This is a genomic window from Citrobacter sp. Cb004 (assembly GCF_030337065.1).
Taxonomy (GTDB): Bacteria; Pseudomonadota; Gammaproteobacteria; order Enterobacterales; family Enterobacteriaceae; genus Citrobacter; species Citrobacter braakii.
Map to the genome: position 1 here is coordinate 25725 of NZ_JAOWCH010000046.1, position 16282 is coordinate 42006.

Sequence of the window (16282 nt, forward strand, 5' to 3'; positions counted from 1 at the left end):
TATGCTCTCAGCCCTGTTTCATCGTTGTGCAGTTTCCGCGGCGGATTTTAACCATTTGCGCCAGGCAAGCGTCGAACTGCGCAATGTCATCAAACAGTTTGACACTCACACCGTACTTAACGGCGTCAGCCTGTCAGTTGAACCCGGTGAAGTGGTGACTATTCTGGGCCCTTCTGGCTCGGGAAAATCCACGCTTATACGCCTTATCAATCAGCTTGAGTCGCTCAGCGGTGGCGAGATTTTCATTGATGACAAACCAATTAGTCAGTTGCGCGGGGCAGCATTACGCCAGTTACGCAGCCGTATCGGTTTCGTTTTTCAGCAATTCAATCTCTATTCGCATCTGACAGCGCATCAGAATATCTCGCTGGCGCTGGAATATGTTCACGGCTGGAACAAGGCGGCAGCGGCGCGTCGGGCACTCGAATTGCTGGATCAGGTGGGACTAGCAGAAAAAGCGAGCGCTTATGCCGCACAGTTGTCCGGTGGGCAGCAACAGCGCGTGGCCATCGCCCGCGCGCTGGCCTCATCGCCACAAATCCTTCTGTTTGATGAACCCACCTCCGCGCTGGATCCAGAAATGATCGGCGAGGTATTACAGGTGATGAAAAACCTGGCCCACAGCGGTATCACCATGATCGTCGTGACCCATGAAATGCATTTTGCCCGTGAGATTGCCGATCGCGTGGTATTCATCGATGGCGGAGAAATTCTTGAAGTGGCCGCGCCGGAGGATTTTTTCACCCGGCCACAGCACCCGAGAACCCAGCGTTTCCTGAAAAAAGTGCTCGACCCGTTACACCAGGAGTCATCGCTATAATGCTTGCAATGGACTGGCAGGGAGTGCTGAGCGGGCAACCTCTGCAATGGATAATTTCCGGTTTTCTCACCACGCTCTGGGTGACACTGGCAGGTGTCGTACTCGCCACGCTCATTGCCATCTTCCTACTCGGCCTGCGTCTGACGGGCAATCGCTTCAACAAAGCGGTGGTCAGTGTATGGGTTTCGGTGTTTCGCAACACGCCTTTACTGGTGCAACTGATGTTCTGGTATTTTGCCGCATGGAACTGGCTGCCCCGCAACGTCATTACCTTCATCAATGCAGAGCATCCCTGGTCTATTCTGCCAGGCGATGTATGGTGGTTAACACCAGAGTTTATCTGTTCAGCATGGGGGCTGGGCGTATTTACCTCGGCATTTTTGGTCGAGGAGATCGCCTCTGGTTTACAGGCGGTTTCTGCCGGACAACGTGAGGCTGCCGTGGCGCAGGGTTTTTCATCCTGGGCGACGTTTCGTCACATTCTGCTCCCTCAGGGACTGGCGAATGCCTGGCAACCCATTGTTGGGCAATACCTTAACCTGATGAAACTTTCCTCGCTTGCCAGCGGTATTGGATTTGCTGAGCTCACCTACCAGGTGCGGCAAATTGAGAGCTACAACGCGCACGCGCTGGAAGCCTTTGCTGTTGGCACTGCGCTCTATCTGTTCACAGGCATCGTTCTGGGTATGCTGCTTACGCGTCTTGGCCCATGGCCTGCATCGGGTAAATCGTCCAAGGTTAAAACGCGTATCTTCAGCGTCAGGAGCACACTGCATGATCGCTAACATTTCGGTCATTACCGACAATCTTGATTATCTCCTGTGGGGACGGGTGGCCCAGGGACAACCCGGCGGCGTTCTGCTCACGTTGTTAATGGCTCTCGGCGCGGCGCTGCTGGCCTTGCCTGGTGGGATAGTTCTTGCCTGCTGCGCCTGGCGTTTTCCAGGCACGGTTCGCAACGGGTTGTTTATCTGGGCGGAGTTTATTCGCGGCATTCCGCTAATCTTTGTGATTTTCTGGATGTGGTATTTGCTACCCATGCTGACCGGAAGCGATCTCCCCGGAGCCGTTACCGTGACGCTGGCGCTGGCATGGTTCACCGCTGCCTCGGTCATGCACTCAGTGTATGCAGGAATTAGCGCGCTGCCTGGCGGGCAATATGATGCTGCCGTGGTTCAGGGTTTTCGCCCGTATCAGGCCCTGTGGCTTATCTTATTGCCGCAGGTGCTGCGTAACGTACTGCCATCGCTGACGGGGATTTTTATTGGATTACTGAAGGACACGTCGCTGGCGTTTATCGTTAACGTGCCGGAACTCACAACGGTTGCGGGTCAGGTTAACAGCCGGGTACAAATCTATCCGGCAGCCATTTTTATCTTTACCGGACTGGTCTATTACCTGCTGTGCCTGAGTCTGGAGAAAATCACCCAACGCCGCTTCGCGTTAAAATGAGATCACGGCTCAACATTCCACAAACTGGTGGTCTTCGTTGAGCCGATATTTCACGCCCGCCTGAATGTTATTTTCCCCCTCAACGGCAAGCGCAAAACGCATTCTCTCACCATCGTGATAGGCCAGCGCCGCGCAGCCGCCGGGACCGAGTATTATCGAATCGACAACACCGGTACTGGCAACAACGGCGTTCTCTCCGCTGGCAATAATGTGGATGTTGTCGGCGCAGTTGGCGATTTTAGACTCTGCGCCAAAACAGGCCAACTGAGTTAAATCACCACCGCAGGCAATCCGGTTTCTGTCGCCGAGCGAACTGATGCGTACGCGCATGCCGGTACTGGCGATACGCGTCCCGTCACCCACGCTACTGATACGTGCCGAATTTCCCGCAACCGCAATTCGCCCGCGATCGCCTGAACTGCCGATATGCGCGTTATAGCCTACGCTACCAATACGTGCGCTGTAACCTGCGCTGGCGATCTGTGCGGCATACCCGGCGCTGGTGATTTTAACGTTATCGCCTGCACAACTGAATCGGGCATTATCTTCCGCACTCGCCAGCGGAGGGCTGATTTCCCCCGTCGTTTGCACACGGGAAATATTCCCCATCGCGCGAATATCCTGCTGGGCAAAACTCGCCTCTTCCCGCCATTTTGACCAGCCGTATTCCACCAGGCTATTTGCCCAGTCTGTATACCCTTCCCGCTGGAGCGCACGATGGACATCAGCATAGCTTCCGCCAGTTGGAAACGCGCGTAGAAACCAGCGATACATTACGGGCCCAACGCGCCAGGCCCGTAAGTCACTTCGCGTAATCATCATCGCTTAATGCCGGTGATAGCCATCCACCATACACTTGAAGGTTTCGCCCGGCGTACGACCTGTCGTGCAGAGATAAAGATGCCCAAAAATGAAAAACAGACTGATTATTGCCAGCGCGAAGTGCGCCTGGAGCAACCAGTAACGCACGCCGGGGAACAGGTCACCGACAACCGTCGGATAGAGCGATAACAACCCTGAGATCAACAGCAGTGGCAGTAAGCCATACATCACGCCAACATAGGCCGCCTGCTGTAGCGGGTTGAATTTAGAACGCTTTGATGCCGGGAATGGGTGTGACTCGCCCTGCATAATGCCAAACAGGTAAAAACGCGTTTGTCTTTGCGCTCGTCCGATCCAGCCCTGACGTTGAATAATATAGTGATGCCCGTTGCCGCCAATCAGATTGATCAGGACAAAGCCAATCCAGCAGGCGAGCAGCAAAAAGCCGCAGACCTCATGCACGGTAAGCAGGCTTTTCATCACCGACGCACTGACGACGGAGAAGTGATTGACCAGGCCACTGACCAGAAGTAGCAGAAATAGCAGCGCATTCGACCAGTGCCACAAACGAACGGCCTTCGAGTATAAATAGACTTTCTCACCGTGCCCTGCCGACGCTTTATGCGCGGCCCGAAAGCGCAGCATGGCGTGTAGCGCCAGCACCAGCCACATCCCCACCAGCATTAACCCGGCGATGACCAACCACACAGGCCAGTAGTCCGGTGAAAACAGGGGAACATACTGTGCAAGCTGGGCGTGAAACTGTTCGGCATTCTGCGACGCGTTCATACATTTTCCTTTTTAATCAAATGTTGACCGAACCGACGATACAGATGGGGTTTCCCGGCGCCTGCAAGTTGATGCTCGTAATACTTATTTTCTCTCAACCAGGTCTGAATTTCCGGGCTATCTTCGCGACCAAAAATCAGCGCATGTTCCGGGCAGGCGTTAACACAGATCGGCGGGAAACCTTTCGCCAGACGAGATTCAGCGCAGAAGTCGCATTTATCCGCCACTTTGGTCTGCGGGTTGAGATAGCGCACCTGATAAGGACACGCGCCAATACAGTAACTGCAGCCGATACAGGAAGACGTGTCTACCCGCACAATGCCGTTGTCATCTCGCCATGAGGCGCCGGTCGGACACACCTCAATACAGGGGGCATCATCACAGTGCTGGCAGGACTGACGGAAGTAGTGATACAGCGTTTCGTTGTCGTTGTCCGAAACCGGAATATGAGCTATCGACAAACGGCTACCCTGCGCAGGAACATGATTGGTTTTCCTGCATGCGCGGGCGCAGATATTACATCCGTTACACAGTGATTCATCGTGAATCATGACGTAATGTACGTCTTTAGAACTCCTGGTACTCGCTAACAGATTTTGACCTGGGCCAGTGAAAAAAATCACCGTCCCCATGCCAATGACAAATTTTCGTCGGGTGAAGGACATCGGGTTATCCTCTAATACTGTGACAGTGGTCGTCCACACGTTCCATGACATCAACCTGAATAATTCAGGGGTTCTGATACTGCTCAACCTCAAGCCATTCGCACAGGCCGTACGCTTTGCCATAACTCATAAAACGTTCGCTGAACAAATAAGGCTCCGCATTTGACGATTCCACAGTCCGTATATCTGCATAATCGGGATGCGTTTCCATGGCCGTGAGCGCAGCGGCAATCTGTTGAGACTCAAAGCGATACGGCGGTTGCGTCAACATGGCGACCTTATAAGGGCGAGGATACGTTCGACAGTCGAAGCGTACCGCCTCGGCAATCGCACGGCAGATGTCGTTTTCCACCACCTGCACACACATGTCGGCGTAATTTGCCGTCATGGTTTGCGTCGAATAGAAATATGCTTCTTCCGCACCCTGCACACAGGTGATATCCGCACCATTCGCGTCCTGGCCCAGCACATCCAGCAGCGCGGAAAGATCGGTTTCAGGAACCGAATAAGGCGGCAGCAAAAAGACACTGCGCGCCACCAGTTGCCCCGATGCTGAATGCTGGCGGATAAAATCTGCCACAATCGACTCCGGGCTGGCTGGTTCCTGAACCTGGGGCGCATTCATCTGTTCTACAGGCGGGTGAAACGCCTGCAGCCACTGTCTCTTTCGGCGATCCACTTCGTCAGGAAACGCCTCAACGGGGGTCAGAACGTCGCTCACGTTAGTCATCTCGCATTCCTTACGCCGGCAACAGATCTTGTGCAGCCAAATCAGCGGCTACATCTTCAAGTCCGAGTCGGTTCAGGGTTTCACGCGTTGGGCAACCCAGCTCTGGATCCCAGCCCATTTCCTGATAGAACATCGTCAGCGACTGACGCATATCTTCCCGGTCCATCTTGTCGGTCCCTTCAGTGAAGACCGGGATCTTCGGATCTTTATCAAACACCCAGGAGCAGATGAGATCATGCTCATTGCGCATATCTTTGGTTTGCATCAATTTGACCGTATAGGCACGGTGCAGGGTAAAGATGCGTTCAGCGGCCAGGTCCAGACTCTCCTGCGTGGTTTCATCGCCGGTGACCGCCTGGAAGAATTTTGCTTCCAGATCCAAATCGCCGCGATAGTTACGGCTCTTGAGTGGTGAAACCGTCATCGGCCACACCCAGTTGCACAGCGTAACCGCGTTATGCAGACAGACTTTCAGCAGCGTCCATTTGGCATATTTGATCTTGGCGGCATTGATCGGGGTGTAGTTTTTGGTTTCGTCGTATGCATCCTGCGAACCAAATAGCTCGCCCGCCACTTCGCGCTGTAATTTCAGCGGTAAACCGGAACCGATGAAGTTGATATGGGTATGCGCCATACAGTCACGGTTAAACATACAGTTGGTGATCGCCCCCACCTGTGCAGAGGCCTCGTTTGCATGGTGGACAGGAAAACCAAACGGCGACCACAGTTTATTTTTGGCATAACCCCAGTACTCTTCGCCCAAATTCCAGCGTTCAGCAATGGCATACGATCCGTCCGCAAGATGGCTGAGTTCCCCCACGCGATGCGCCAACCGGTAGTAAAAATCCTTAATAAAATGAGGATCGCCCGCTTCCAGCTGATCCCAGCGGATCTCCGCATACTCTTCAGCTGGCAGTACGCGCTTAAAGACGCCTTTCGAATAGCAGTAAGTAAAATCACGGTGCAACTGCCCGTAGTTACACCAGATGCCATAATCGTCAAACAGGTTCAGGCCAATCAGATTTCCCACCACGCGCCCATCGTCTTTATCGTCGAAATCTTTCGGGCCATTGGGGAAAATGGTGGTGTGGACAAAGTTCGCCACGCAGGTGTTACCGCCGGTACTTGGCACGCCAAAATCTTTCACCCGCGGGACATTGAGCTGCGACATACAGCGAATGGGGCATGAATGGCAGCCGCTCATTTTGACCGTGTATTTCTCAGCGGCTGGCCCCAGATCGAACACGGATTTATAGGTACGGAAACCCACGGTATTCTGGTTACCCGGCGGGATTTCCCCGGTTTCGATTGGTCCCCCTTCTGCCGCGCCCCAGAACAGTCCCTTACGGGCCGTCCAGCGCGAGTTTGGCGAAGAGTATTCTGCCCAGGCCTGCGGGGTGCTTGGCACAACGTGGTTGTTGTTGGCACCGATGAGCTCGGTCATCATGTAATCATTGAGCCGCTTCATCTCTTTGCGATCGGCAATATTGACCCCTTTGGTCCCTTCTACCGCAATAGCCTTCAGATTTTTCGACCCCATTACCGCGCCAGTACCGGCGCCTCCGCTGTGGTTGCGACTGTTGATCATGCAGGAGAGCGGCACCAGATTTTCACCCGCCTGACCAATAGCGGCGACGCAGGTTTCCGGGCTGGTAATACGGCAAATCTCTTCGGTTGTGGCGCGCGTTCCCTTACCCCAAAGGAAATCGGCTTTTTCGATGCTGACCTTTTCGTCTTTAATGTTGATCCAGACAGGCGTCGCGGACTTGCCTTCGATAATAATGGCGTCGTAACCGGCGAATTTCATTTGCGCAGCGAAGAAGCCGCCCATATGAGCATCCACCACTAAATTGCCTTTGGTAAAAGTCGATAAGGAGGTGATATTGACGCGGGAGCTACAAGGGGCACCAGAGCCCGTTAATGGCCCGGTGGCGAAAACCAGTTTATTCCCTTCATCAAAAGGCATGGTGCCTGGCGGGACTTCGTCGTACATAATTTTATAACCAAAGCCCATCCCGCCGACAAATTTTTTAAATTTACTGGAATCTTCAAGGGTGATATTCCCCGTGGTGAGATTGACCCGTAAAATATTACCTGTCCAACCATTAGCCATCATGTTTTCCTTTGCAAGAAGGTTTAATAGATATACCCGCCATCCTTCAGGCAGTTTTTTTTGCAAAACTGCGATATTTTTGGCAATTAATGACGCGTATCAGGTATGCCTGCTATCTATCAAACAGTAATATCTTTCCACTCGATAATTTTTAATGCCCCAGTCGGACAAGCATTGGCGCACTCCCCACATAACACACATTTTGAGGATTTTTTTGTTTCGGTATTCACGGTCGCCATCATCCACGGGCAGGCGGTGGTACAAGCGCTACAGCCAATACAACGTTTATGATCCACCGCAATACAGCCGTCTTCCTGTTTCCAGGTAATAGCGCCAATGGGGCAGACCTTCATGCATTGCGGATCTTTGCACTGACGGCAGGTATCAGCGGTATAGTTTAAATCGCCATACAGTCCGCCACCGGACCCGACGCCATCATCGCCAAAGAAGTAGTTGCGATGGATTTTTATACGGGAAAAGAAAGTCCCCACGGCACCATCGTTATAGTTGGTACAGGAAATTTCACAGCGGTGGCAGCCAGTACAGCGCGCTCGCTGGGTCACCAGCACCCCTTTCGGCGTATTGATAAGCCCCACGGTACCGCTGTCGATATCTTCCTGCTTACAGCCAAAAAGTGATAACAGTGCAGGGGCGATGGTTAATCCCGCCAAACCTTTTCCTGATATCCGCAGAAATTCAAGCCGCGTTAAACCACAATCTAAAAATGGACGATCAACCTGATTCATTTATTTCGCATCCTCTTCGCAAACGCTGTGTTAGCAACACCTCCAGGCTAAATTAAACCCGTGCAGCTCAAGCCATTTCGGGCGGTTAATGTTGCCAACAACACGTAAATTTTTGCCCTAACCTGATCGCGTAAAATGACGGTGGTTAAACTGAATGAATCTAATCCTTTAGGGTTAGGCGTAAAGATAATGTGGTTATTCAGCGCTCATAGTTTTGATCGTCATCAATTAAAAAACGGAAGGGAAATAATTAATGTGGAGTGAGATTTATTATCATTAAGATAAGTTGAAATAATATTTCACATGCTTTGCAAATATTTGTGACTCTACTCGCATGTATATTTTAATATATCATTCGGAATATAACTCAATATACAGCGAAGGTTACTCTTCTAATTGCAGCACTAAATTATTTATATTGATAGATTAACGTGACGAGAATAAAAGGACGGCGAACGAGACCACCATCCTCTTTTTGTGGATTAACCGGCTAATGCTTTAATGACGGTCTCAATAGCCTGTTTTTCTAACTCGCTGCGCTTCACGCGCTGGTTGGCGAGGGTGGTTCTCAGTACTCCCGCAATGACGATATGCTTAGGCTCTTGTCCCAGATCGCGCATTTCCAGCACTACTTTACCGACTACTCTGCACATTTCACGGTACAACTCATCGTCTTTGGTCTGATTTCCCATTTTTTCCCGCTCGTCATTAACTCAAACCAACAGCATATATCAGTCTGACTGATTAGACAAAATTCAATGAAAATCAAATAAATGTCATTAATTTACTGAATCCTCTGCAGTCGATTAACCAGTTCAGCAAGACTCCCCGCCTGCATTTTTTCCATCACCCGCGCCCGATGAACCTCAACCGTGCGCACGGCAATATTCATGGCATCAGCAATTTCCCGATTCATTAACCCTTTTGCTACCAGTTGCGCCAGCTCTCGCTCCTTTGGCGTAAGCTGCTGATAGCAAACCACGATCTCTTGTCGCGAAAAGGCGGCGTGAGAAATCTGCACTGCATGCTCTAACGCCGCTTGCAGAGGCGCGGCGGAAACCGGCTTTTGCAAAAAATCGACCGCACCGCGTTTCATTTGCTCAACCGCCATCGGCACATCGCCATGCCCGGTGAGAAATACCACCGCCAGCGTACTCTCACGCTGGCGCATGGCTTCATGCACAGCATGCCCATCCAGTACAGGCATACGCATATCCAGCAAAAGTACGCCCACCTGGTGCAGATTTGCCTCAGCGAGGAATGTTTCGCCTTGCTCCCAGCAACACACCTCATATCCCAGACTTTCCAGTAAAAACGCGCAAGCCTGGGTGACGGCAATATCGTCATCCAGCAGATGAATGATTGCCACGACGGCCTCCCTCCGGGTTTTGCTTAAAACGTAATGTCACCACCACGCCCGCTTTTTCATCTGGAGCCAGATGATTTTTGATCTCAATGTCTCCGTTTGCGTAGCGCACCAGCCGCTGACAAATGGCTAACCCCAGCCCCATGCCCTCTTTACGGGTGGTCATAAACGGCTGAAAAGCCTGGTACAGCTGCACCTCATCAATACCTCCGGCGTTATCCTGCACCTGAATACTCATATCACCATCCTCACGCTGAGCGCTAAACCACACGGTGGTTGCCCCCGCCTGGGCGGCGTTGAGAACCACATTGGCCAGTACCTGTTCGAGGAGAACACTCGGCAACGTTAATGTTAACGCCTTACCGATCTGCGTTTGCAGCGCTACCGCCGGAAATTGCTGGGGCATGCGTAATAATTGCCAGACGTGATGGATAGCATCGTGAACGTTAACAACTTGCCAGTCATCGGTCATCACCGGATTGCCCTGTGCCTGGCTGACCCACTGGCGAAGATTGTGCAGCGTATCAGCCCCCCGCTGCGCCTGGGTATCAATGTGCTCCAGCGCGGGCAGCAGTGGATGCTGTTGATCCTGACTACGCAGGCGGATCAGACAGCCCTGCGCATAATGACGGATAGCCGATAGCGGCTGATTGAGCTCGTGGGCAAAACCCGACGTCATCTCGCCAAGCACGCTCATTTGGCGAGCGGTTTCCAGCTCCTGTTCCTGTTTGCGCAACAGTACGTTATTTTGCTCCAACTGCCTGCCGCGTCGGCGGACCAGCAACATCACCCAGATGTAATTGAGCGTCAGCAACAACAGTACGAGAGCCGCGCCCCCCATCGCCAGCCGATGTTGAATAAACCAGCTTTTGACATCCAGCCACAGCTGGCGCTGCTGCGGATGCTGGCGGACATCGCGCAGCAACGCTTCCACCTCGCGGGTCGAGGCGGGCGCCCCCCAGCGAAACGTCGCGTTCTGCGGCGCATTGAACAGGGCCCGCGTGACGCGATCGGCCAGCTCGTCGCTTACCGCAGGCAGTGCCGCAAATGACCAGTCAGGATAGAGCGGCGTACTGGTTAAACAGGGAATCGACGTTGGATGGTTAAGCACGGCCGTAAAATCTGTTTTACGAATAAGCCCTTCTTCGTCCATTTTTTCCAGCAGGCACACCGGCACAATCACCGCCTGCACGGCTTTTTCGCGTAATAAATAGAGTAAGGCATCGGCGGGAAATCCGGTAAACGTCAGGCGCAAATCGCGCTCCGGGCGCAGCCCGGCATCGCTGAGCGCTTTATATCCCAGCAAATAGCCGCCAAATGCCTGAGCGTCAATGGCACCCACCGTTTTGCCGATCAGATCGTGTGCGGAGGTTATCCCGCTATCGTGCCTGACGAGGATCGCGCTGCCAATCACATTACTGGTGGCTTTCCCCCCGCGAGTAGAACGGAGTGACGCCAGCCAGCGTAGCGCAGCACGGTTGTTTAGTTGAACAAATTGCGCCGGATTAGTGACCACAAATTGTACCGTTCCACGATTCACCGCCTCCTGCATCTGCCGCAGGTCCAGCGGTTGAATATGAAACTGTTCGCCGGGAATTTGCTGATTCAACAGGGTTTCCAGCGGCTGCCAGTGATTACGTGTGGAGACCTCCCCACGCATCGCCAAAACGCCAATGTTCCATGTCTGAGCCCTGACCACACCGCTTAGCATCCATAGCGATACCAGCACCGTCAGACATTTTGCTACGTTGCGTCCCACTCAATTATCCCTGTCAATTATGTTGTTTTAGATCAACAACAAGCCGGGTATGTGGTTAACCACAATAGAGTACCCCCCGTCACGATTTTTACACTGTAAATCATCAAGATTCTTTATTCATCACACGCAAACCAACGGCGTGACCAATGTTTCGTTGTTGCATCGTGACGGGAGAAAATATGGACAGCAGTAAACGGCAGTTTCTCCAGCAACTGGGCGTCCTGACCGCTGGCGCATCACTGGTACCCTTGGCTCAGGCGCAATTTCCCTTCTCGCCTGAACGCCATGAAGGCTCACTTCAGCATCGCTACGCCATGCTGGTTGACCTGCGACGCTGTATCGGCTGCCAGGCCTGTACTGTCAGTTGCGCCATTGAAAACCAGACGCCACAGGGTGAATTTCGCACCCTCGTTAACCAGTACCAGGTGCAGATTGAAGGTCAGCAGAGCGTCACCAACGTCCTGCTGCCGCGGCTGTGCAACCATTGTGATAATCCTCCCTGCGTGCCCGTTTGCCCGGTACAGGCTACCTTCCAACGCGAAGACGGCATTGTGGTGGTCGACAACACGCGCTGCGTGGGCTGCGCCTACTGCGTGCAGGCCTGCCCTTATGATGCGCGGTTCATCAACCATGAAACACAAACCGCCGATAAATGTACCTTTTGCGTTCATCGCCTCGAAGCTGGCCTGCTCCCGGCCTGCGTGGAATCCTGCGTCGGCGGCGCGCGCATCATAGGCGATATCAAAGATCCGCACAGCCGGATTTCTCAAATGCTGCGTGAACACCATGACGCCATCAAAGTCCTGAAACCGGAAAACGGGACATCACCGCACGTGTTCTATCTGGGTCTGGACGAAGCGTTTGTAACCCCGTTGATGGGACGTGCTCAACCCGCTCTCTGGCAGGAGGTTTAAATGAACCATTCACTGGTTATTGAAGAGGTTCTGGCCCATCCCCAGGACGTAAGCTGGTTACCCTGGGCCGTACAATATTTCTTTTTCATCGGCATTGCCGCCTGCGCCGCGCTGTTCGCCTGCGTACTTCACTGGCGTAAACAAGAGATGCCGGAACTGGAAAACCTGACGCTGTTAATCGCCCTGACCTGCGCGATTACCGCGCCGCTGGCGCTGACCGCTGACTTACACCAAACCGCCCGCGTCTGGCATTTCTACGCCTGGCCAACGCCGTGGTCCTGGATGCCCTGGGGCGCGCTGTTTTTACCACTCTTTACCGGCTTCTTAGGTCTGTGGTTTCTGGCGCAGCATGTTAAACGGTTAACGCTTAAAAGTTACAGTGTCACTAAGTGGCTGGCGATAGGTAGCGCCTTGTCAGCCATCGGGTTGCTGGTATATACCGGCCGCGAAGTGTCGGTAGTGCAGGCGCGTCCCGTCTGGTTCAGCTACGCCTTTCCGGTTGCGATGTTCCTCAGCGCGCTGCAAACGTTTCTCGCCCTACTCATCGCCGCGACAAAACGCGAGGGAACATTGACCCGCAAACTGGCGTGGGGGCAGACAGTCACCCTGATGGTACTGGCTTTGGTCGTGGTGATATGGGTGAGCGGCAATACGCTTTCCGGTTCGGCTATTCGCCAATGGCTGAACGTTGCCCCGTTAGCACGACACTACGCCATCGGTTGGGTTGCGCTATGGCTTGTTTCGCTTGTCCTGTGCGGGCTGGTGCTACGTAACCCCTTATCGCTGCCGCTGCGCATATTACTTGCATTTAGCGCGATGGCGCTGTGCTGGCTGATGCGCTGGACGTTACTTATCCAGGTGCAGACCATCCCGAAATTTAACGCGCTGTTTAATCCTTACACCCTGCCCGGTGGTACCGATGGCTGGCTGGCCATTGTGGGCACCTTCGGCCTGTGGATAGCACTGATCATTATTGTTCGTGAAGCCCTGAACGCGATCGCAAGGAGAATGCAACATGGCTAATTTAACCCGTCGTCAGTGGCTTAAAGTAGGCCTTGCCGTAGGTGGTATGGTGACTTTTGGCCTGAGTTATCGGGATGTGGCAAAGCGCGCGATAGACGGTTTGCTGGACGGCTCCTCGGGCAAAATTACCCGAGACCGCATCTTTGGTAACGCCCTCATCCCCGAAGCCAATGCCCAGCCGCGCTGGCAGCAGAACCCGCAGCAGGTTATCTCCATGACACAGTGCTTCGGCTGCTGGACGCAGTGTGGCGTGCGGGTGCGCGTTGACAGCGAACAAGGCAAGGTGTTGCGCATTGCGGGCAACCCCTATCACCCATTGTCTCACGAGCACCATATTGACGCCTCCGTCCCCTTTGCCACCGCAATGGAACAACTGGCGGGCGAAACGGGTCTTGACGCGCGTTCCACGGCCTGCGCCCGTGGCGCAACCTTACTTGAAGGTTTATACAGCCCGTTACGCATTCTCCAGCCCATGAAACGTGTCGGCAAACGCGGTGAGGGAAAATGGCAGCGCATCAGCTTCGAACAGCTGATCAAAGAGGTGGTGGAAGGCGGCGACTTGTTTGGTGAAGGCCACGTTGACGGCTTGCGGGCAATCCATGACACCAACACGCCGCTTGATGCCAGGCATCCCGGCTTTGGCCCTAAATCCAATCAACTGCTGGTCACCAATACCAGCGATGAAGGACGTGATTCATTTTTGCGCCGCTTTGCATTAAATAGTTTTGGCAGTAAAAACTTCGGCGCTCATGGCGCTTACTGTGGTCTGGCATACCGGGCCGGTTCCGGTGCGTTAATGGGCGATCTGGATAAAAATACCCACGTGAAGCCCGACTGGGACAATGTCAAATTCGCGCTATTTATGGGAACGTCTCCGGCGCAATCCGGTAACCCGTTTAAGCGCCAGGCTCGCCAACTGGCCAGCGCCCGTTTACGCGACGACTTCCGTTATGTGGTGGTGGCACCGGCCCTGCCATTGACCACGGTGCAGGCTGACAATCGCGGCCACTGGCAGCCTGTACGTCCGGGAAGTGACTCCGCGCTGGCAATGGGGATGATCCGTTGGATTATCGAAAAACAGCGTTATAACGCCGATTATCTCACCATTCCCGGCGTACAGGCCATGCAGCAGGCCGGGGAAAAAAGCTGGACTAACGCCACGCATCTGGTGATTACCGATGAGCTTCCAACCCTTGCCGGACAGCATTTAACCCTCGCGCACTTGAGTGCAAACGCCGCCCAGGAGCCGGTGGTCATTAACGAGGCCGGCGAAATTGTCGCCGCCAGCAGTTGCCCACGCGCGCAGCTGTTCATCACCCGCCAGGTCACGCTGGCAGACGGTCAGACGGTGACGGTAAAAAGCAGCTTCCAGTGTCTGAAAGAGTCCGCCGGGAAACTAACGCTGACGCAGTACAGCCAACAATGCGGCGTGTCTGAAGCTGACATTGGCGCCCTGGCCGACGCGTTTACCCGCCATGGCCGCCAGGCAGCGGTGATTACGCACGGTGGAATGATGGCAGGCAATGGATTTTATAACGCCTGGTCGGTGATGATGCTCAATGCGCTGATTGGCAATCTCAGTCTTGAAGGCGGCGTGTTTGTCGGCGGCGGCAAGTTCAATGGCGCCACCGACGGTCCGCGCTACAACATGGACAGCTTCGCCGGGAAGGTAAAACCAAAAGGATTAAGCATCGCGCGCAGTAAAACTGCTTATGAGTCTTCCGAAGAGTATCGCAATAAGGTGGCCGCCGGACAATCGCCCTTCCCGGCCAAAGCCCCGTGGTATCCGTTTGTCGCAGGCCAGCTTACCGAACTCCTCGTCTCGGCGCTGGAAGGCTACCCTTATCCGCTGAAAGCCTGGATCTCCAACATGACTAACCCGTTCTACGGCATCGCAGGGTTGCGCGGCGTGGCGGAAGAAAAGCTCAAGGATCCTGCGCGTCTGCCGCTGTTTATCGCTATTGACGCCTTTATGAACGAAACCACGGCGCTGGCCGATTACATCGTGCCGGATACCCACAACTTTGAAAGTTGGGGATTCAGCGCCCCGTGGGCCGGCGTTGCCAGTAAAGCCACCACCGCGCGTTGGCCGGTAGTGACAGCGGCAACCAGCAGTACCGCAGATGGTCAACCCGCCTCGATGGAATCTTTCTGTATCGCAGTGGCAAAACGTATCGGGCTCCCCGGATTTGGTGACAATGCGATTACCGATCCGCAGGGCAATCACTATCCGTTGAATCGTGCGGAAGATTACTACCTGCGACTCGCCGCCAATATTGCGTTTATGGGCAAAGCGCCGGTCGCTGAAGCGCAACCGGAAGACCTGGCGCTGACTGGGGTACAGCGGATCGTGCCGGTGATGACCCAAACGCTGAAAGCCGATGAAATCAGCCGGGTGGCGTTTATCTACTCCCGCGGTGGGCGTTTTGCGCCAGACAACAGCGGGCGGGTTGAGAATCGGATAGGCAATGCGTGGGAAAAACCGCTACAAATCTGGAATGCGGACGTCGCCGCGCACCGCCATGCAATTACCGGCGAGCGCTACAGCGGCTGCCCGGCCTGGTATCCTTCACGCCTGTCAGATGGGCGTGCGGTCGAGGAGTTGTTCCCGGAACAAGAGTGGCCGCTGAAACTGATTTCTTTTAAATCCAATACCATGTCCAGCGCCACGGCGGTGATCCCTCGTTTGCATCATCTGAAGCCGGTTAATCTGGTGGCGCTTAATCCGCAGGATGGTCAACGGTATGGTTTAGCGCACGGCGATATGGTGCGTATCACCACGCCTGGCGGTCAGGCGCAGGCGCAGATAAGCCTGCTTAATGGCGTGATGCCGGGCGTGATCGCCATTGAACACGGTTATGGGCATAAAGAAATGGGCGCGGCGCAGCATACGCTCGACGGCAAGCCGATGGCGTTTGACGCACAAATAAGGTCGGGGATTAATCTCAACGATTTGGGCTTTGCGGATCCTACCCGGCAGGTAGCCAATACCTGGCTTGACTGGGTGTCAGGTGCAGCGGTGCGCCAGGGGTTGCCAGCGAGGATTGAGCGAGTGAAACTCTAGCGCCGGATGGCCACACCAA

The 16282-nt window shown here is 54.0% G+C and carries 15 protein-coding genes; 6 read left to right on the forward strand and 9 right to left on the reverse strand.

Annotated features, from left to right (window positions below):
* Window position 1: 1 nt before the first annotated feature.
* From OGV65_RS05270 to OGV65_RS05280, 3 genes are read left to right on the forward strand one after another with little or no spacing between them, the layout of a single operon-like run.
* Complete coding sequence (locus OGV65_RS05270) at window positions 2-820, forward strand: amino acid ABC transporter ATP-binding protein (RefSeq protein WP_016156382.1); 819 nt, start codon at window positions 2-4, stop codon at window positions 818-820.
* Entirely contained in the window at window positions 820-1605 is a 786-nt protein-coding gene (locus OGV65_RS05275; RefSeq protein ID WP_049281876.1) for an amino acid ABC transporter permease, read from the forward strand. Before OGV65_RS05270 ends, OGV65_RS05275 begins: the two co-directional genes overlap by 1 nt.
* Window positions 1595-2272: an amino acid ABC transporter permease gene (locus tag OGV65_RS05280; RefSeq protein ID WP_016156380.1), complete on the forward strand. Its 678-nt coding sequence runs from the start codon at window positions 1595-1597 to the stop codon at window positions 2270-2272. Before OGV65_RS05275 ends, OGV65_RS05280 begins: the two co-directional genes overlap by 11 nt.
* 9 nt (window positions 2273-2281) lie before the next feature.
* On the opposite strand, the gene ydhT is transcribed toward OGV65_RS05280, so the two are convergent.
* From ydhT to ttrS, 9 genes are all read right to left on the reverse strand, one after another.
* Window positions 2282-3094, reverse strand: a complete 813-nt coding sequence (ydhT, locus tag OGV65_RS05285; RefSeq protein ID WP_286454693.1) for a protein YdhT — start codon at window positions 3092-3094, stop codon at window positions 2282-2284.
* 3 nt (window positions 3095-3097) lie between these two features.
* Window positions 3098-3883 (reverse strand): thiosulfate reductase cytochrome B subunit, encoded by a 786-nt coding sequence (gene phsC, locus OGV65_RS05290; RefSeq protein WP_016152924.1) that lies wholly within the window; start codon window positions 3881-3883, stop codon window positions 3098-3100.
* Window positions 3880-4548, reverse strand: coding sequence for a 4Fe-4S dicluster domain-containing protein (locus OGV65_RS05295; RefSeq protein ID WP_016152923.1), 669 nt, complete (start codon window positions 4546-4548; stop codon window positions 3880-3882). The genes phsC and OGV65_RS05295 overlap by 4 nt, the downstream gene beginning before the upstream one ends.
* 64 nt (window positions 4549-4612) lie before the next feature.
* Window positions 4613-5278 (reverse strand): YdhW family putative oxidoreductase system protein, encoded by a 666-nt coding sequence (locus OGV65_RS05300; protein WP_286454694.1) that lies wholly within the window; start codon window positions 5276-5278, stop codon window positions 4613-4615.
* Window positions 5279-5288: 10 nt separating this feature from the next.
* Window positions 5289-7391: an aldehyde ferredoxin oxidoreductase gene (locus OGV65_RS05305; protein ID WP_019076689.1), complete on the reverse strand. Its 2103-nt coding sequence runs from the start codon at window positions 7389-7391 to the stop codon at window positions 5289-5291.
* 119 nt (window positions 7392-7510) lie between these two features.
* Window positions 7511-8137, reverse strand: a complete 627-nt coding sequence (locus tag OGV65_RS05310; RefSeq protein WP_038640293.1) for a ferredoxin-like protein — start codon at window positions 8135-8137, stop codon at window positions 7511-7513.
* 482 nt (window positions 8138-8619) lie between these two features.
* Window positions 8620-8829, reverse strand: a complete 210-nt coding sequence (fumD, locus tag OGV65_RS05315) for a fumarate hydratase FumD (protein ID WP_003029345.1) — start codon at window positions 8827-8829, stop codon at window positions 8620-8622.
* Between the two features lie 92 nt (window positions 8830-8921).
* Window positions 8922-9506 carry a tetrathionate respiration response regulator TtrR gene (gene ttrR, locus OGV65_RS05320; RefSeq protein WP_103766242.1) on the reverse strand — a complete coding sequence of 195 codons (585 nt, stop codon included), beginning with the start codon at window positions 9504-9506 and terminating at the stop codon, window positions 8922-8924.
* On the reverse strand, window positions 9481-11214 hold the full coding sequence (gene ttrS / locus OGV65_RS05325) for a tetrathionate respiration histidine kinase TtrS (RefSeq protein WP_286454807.1): 1734 nt from the start codon (window positions 11212-11214) through the stop codon (window positions 9481-9483). Before ttrS ends, ttrR begins: the two co-directional genes overlap by 26 nt.
* A 227-nt stretch (window positions 11215-11441) precedes the next feature.
* Here ttrS and ttrB point away from each other — a divergent pair, with 227 nt between their 5' ends.
* From ttrB to ttrA, 3 genes are read left to right on the forward strand one after another with little or no spacing between them, the layout of a single operon-like run.
* A complete protein-coding gene (gene ttrB / locus OGV65_RS05330; protein WP_019076686.1) occupies window positions 11442-12176 on the forward strand; it encodes a tetrathionate reductase subunit TtrB in 735 nt (244 codons plus the stop codon).
* Window positions 12177-13199, forward strand: coding sequence for a tetrathionate reductase subunit TtrC (gene ttrC / locus OGV65_RS05335; protein ID WP_104651772.1), 1023 nt, complete (start codon window positions 12177-12179; stop codon window positions 13197-13199). It begins immediately after the preceding gene.
* A complete protein-coding gene (gene ttrA / locus OGV65_RS05340; RefSeq protein ID WP_286454695.1) occupies window positions 13192-16263 on the forward strand; it encodes a tetrathionate reductase subunit TtrA in 3072 nt (1023 codons plus the stop codon). The genes ttrC and ttrA overlap by 8 nt, the downstream gene beginning before the upstream one ends.
* Window positions 16264-16282 lie beyond the last annotated feature (19 nt).

What these genes read in the sequence shown, in the direction of transcription:
- OGV65_RS05270 (WP_016156382.1), top strand. Translation starts at nt 2, where the DNA reads ATGCTCTCAGCCCTGTTTCATCGTTGTGCAGTTTCCGCGGCGGATTTT.
- OGV65_RS05275 (WP_049281876.1), top strand. Translation starts at nt 820, where the DNA reads ATGCTTGCAATGGACTGGCAGGGAGTGCTGAGCGGGCAACCTCTGCAA.
- OGV65_RS05280 (WP_016156380.1), top strand. Translation starts at nt 1,595, where the DNA reads ATGATCGCTAACATTTCGGTCATTACCGACAATCTTGATTATCTCCTG.
- ydhT (WP_286454693.1), bottom strand. Translation starts at nt 3,094, where the DNA reads ATGATGATTACGCGAAGTGACTTACGGGCCTGGCGCGTTGGGCCCGTA.
- phsC (WP_016152924.1), bottom strand. Translation starts at nt 3,883, where the DNA reads ATGAACGCGTCGCAGAATGCCGAACAGTTTCACGCCCAGCTTGCACAG.
- OGV65_RS05295 (WP_016152923.1), bottom strand. Translation starts at nt 4,548, where the DNA reads ATGTCCTTCACCCGACGAAAATTTGTCATTGGCATGGGGACGGTGATT.
- OGV65_RS05300 (WP_286454694.1), bottom strand. Translation starts at nt 5,278, where the DNA reads ATGACTAACGTGAGCGACGTTCTGACCCCCGTTGAGGCGTTTCCTGAC.
- OGV65_RS05305 (WP_019076689.1), bottom strand. Translation starts at nt 7,391, where the DNA reads ATGGCTAATGGTTGGACAGGTAATATTTTACGGGTCAATCTCACCACG.
- OGV65_RS05310 (WP_038640293.1), bottom strand. Translation starts at nt 8,137, where the DNA reads ATGAATCAGGTTGATCGTCCATTTTTAGATTGTGGTTTAACGCGGCTT.
- fumD (WP_003029345.1), bottom strand. Translation starts at nt 8,829, where the DNA reads ATGGGAAATCAGACCAAAGACGATGAGTTGTACCGTGAAATGTGCAGA.
- ttrS (WP_286454807.1), bottom strand. Translation starts at nt 11,214, where the DNA reads ATGCTAAGCGGTGTGGTCAGGGCTCAGACATGGAACATTGGCGTTTTG.
- ttrB (WP_019076686.1), top strand. Translation starts at nt 11,442, where the DNA reads ATGGACAGCAGTAAACGGCAGTTTCTCCAGCAACTGGGCGTCCTGACC.
- ttrC (WP_104651772.1), top strand. Translation starts at nt 12,177, where the DNA reads ATGAACCATTCACTGGTTATTGAAGAGGTTCTGGCCCATCCCCAGGAC.
- ttrA (WP_286454695.1), top strand. Translation starts at nt 13,192, where the DNA reads ATGGCTAATTTAACCCGTCGTCAGTGGCTTAAAGTAGGCCTTGCCGTA.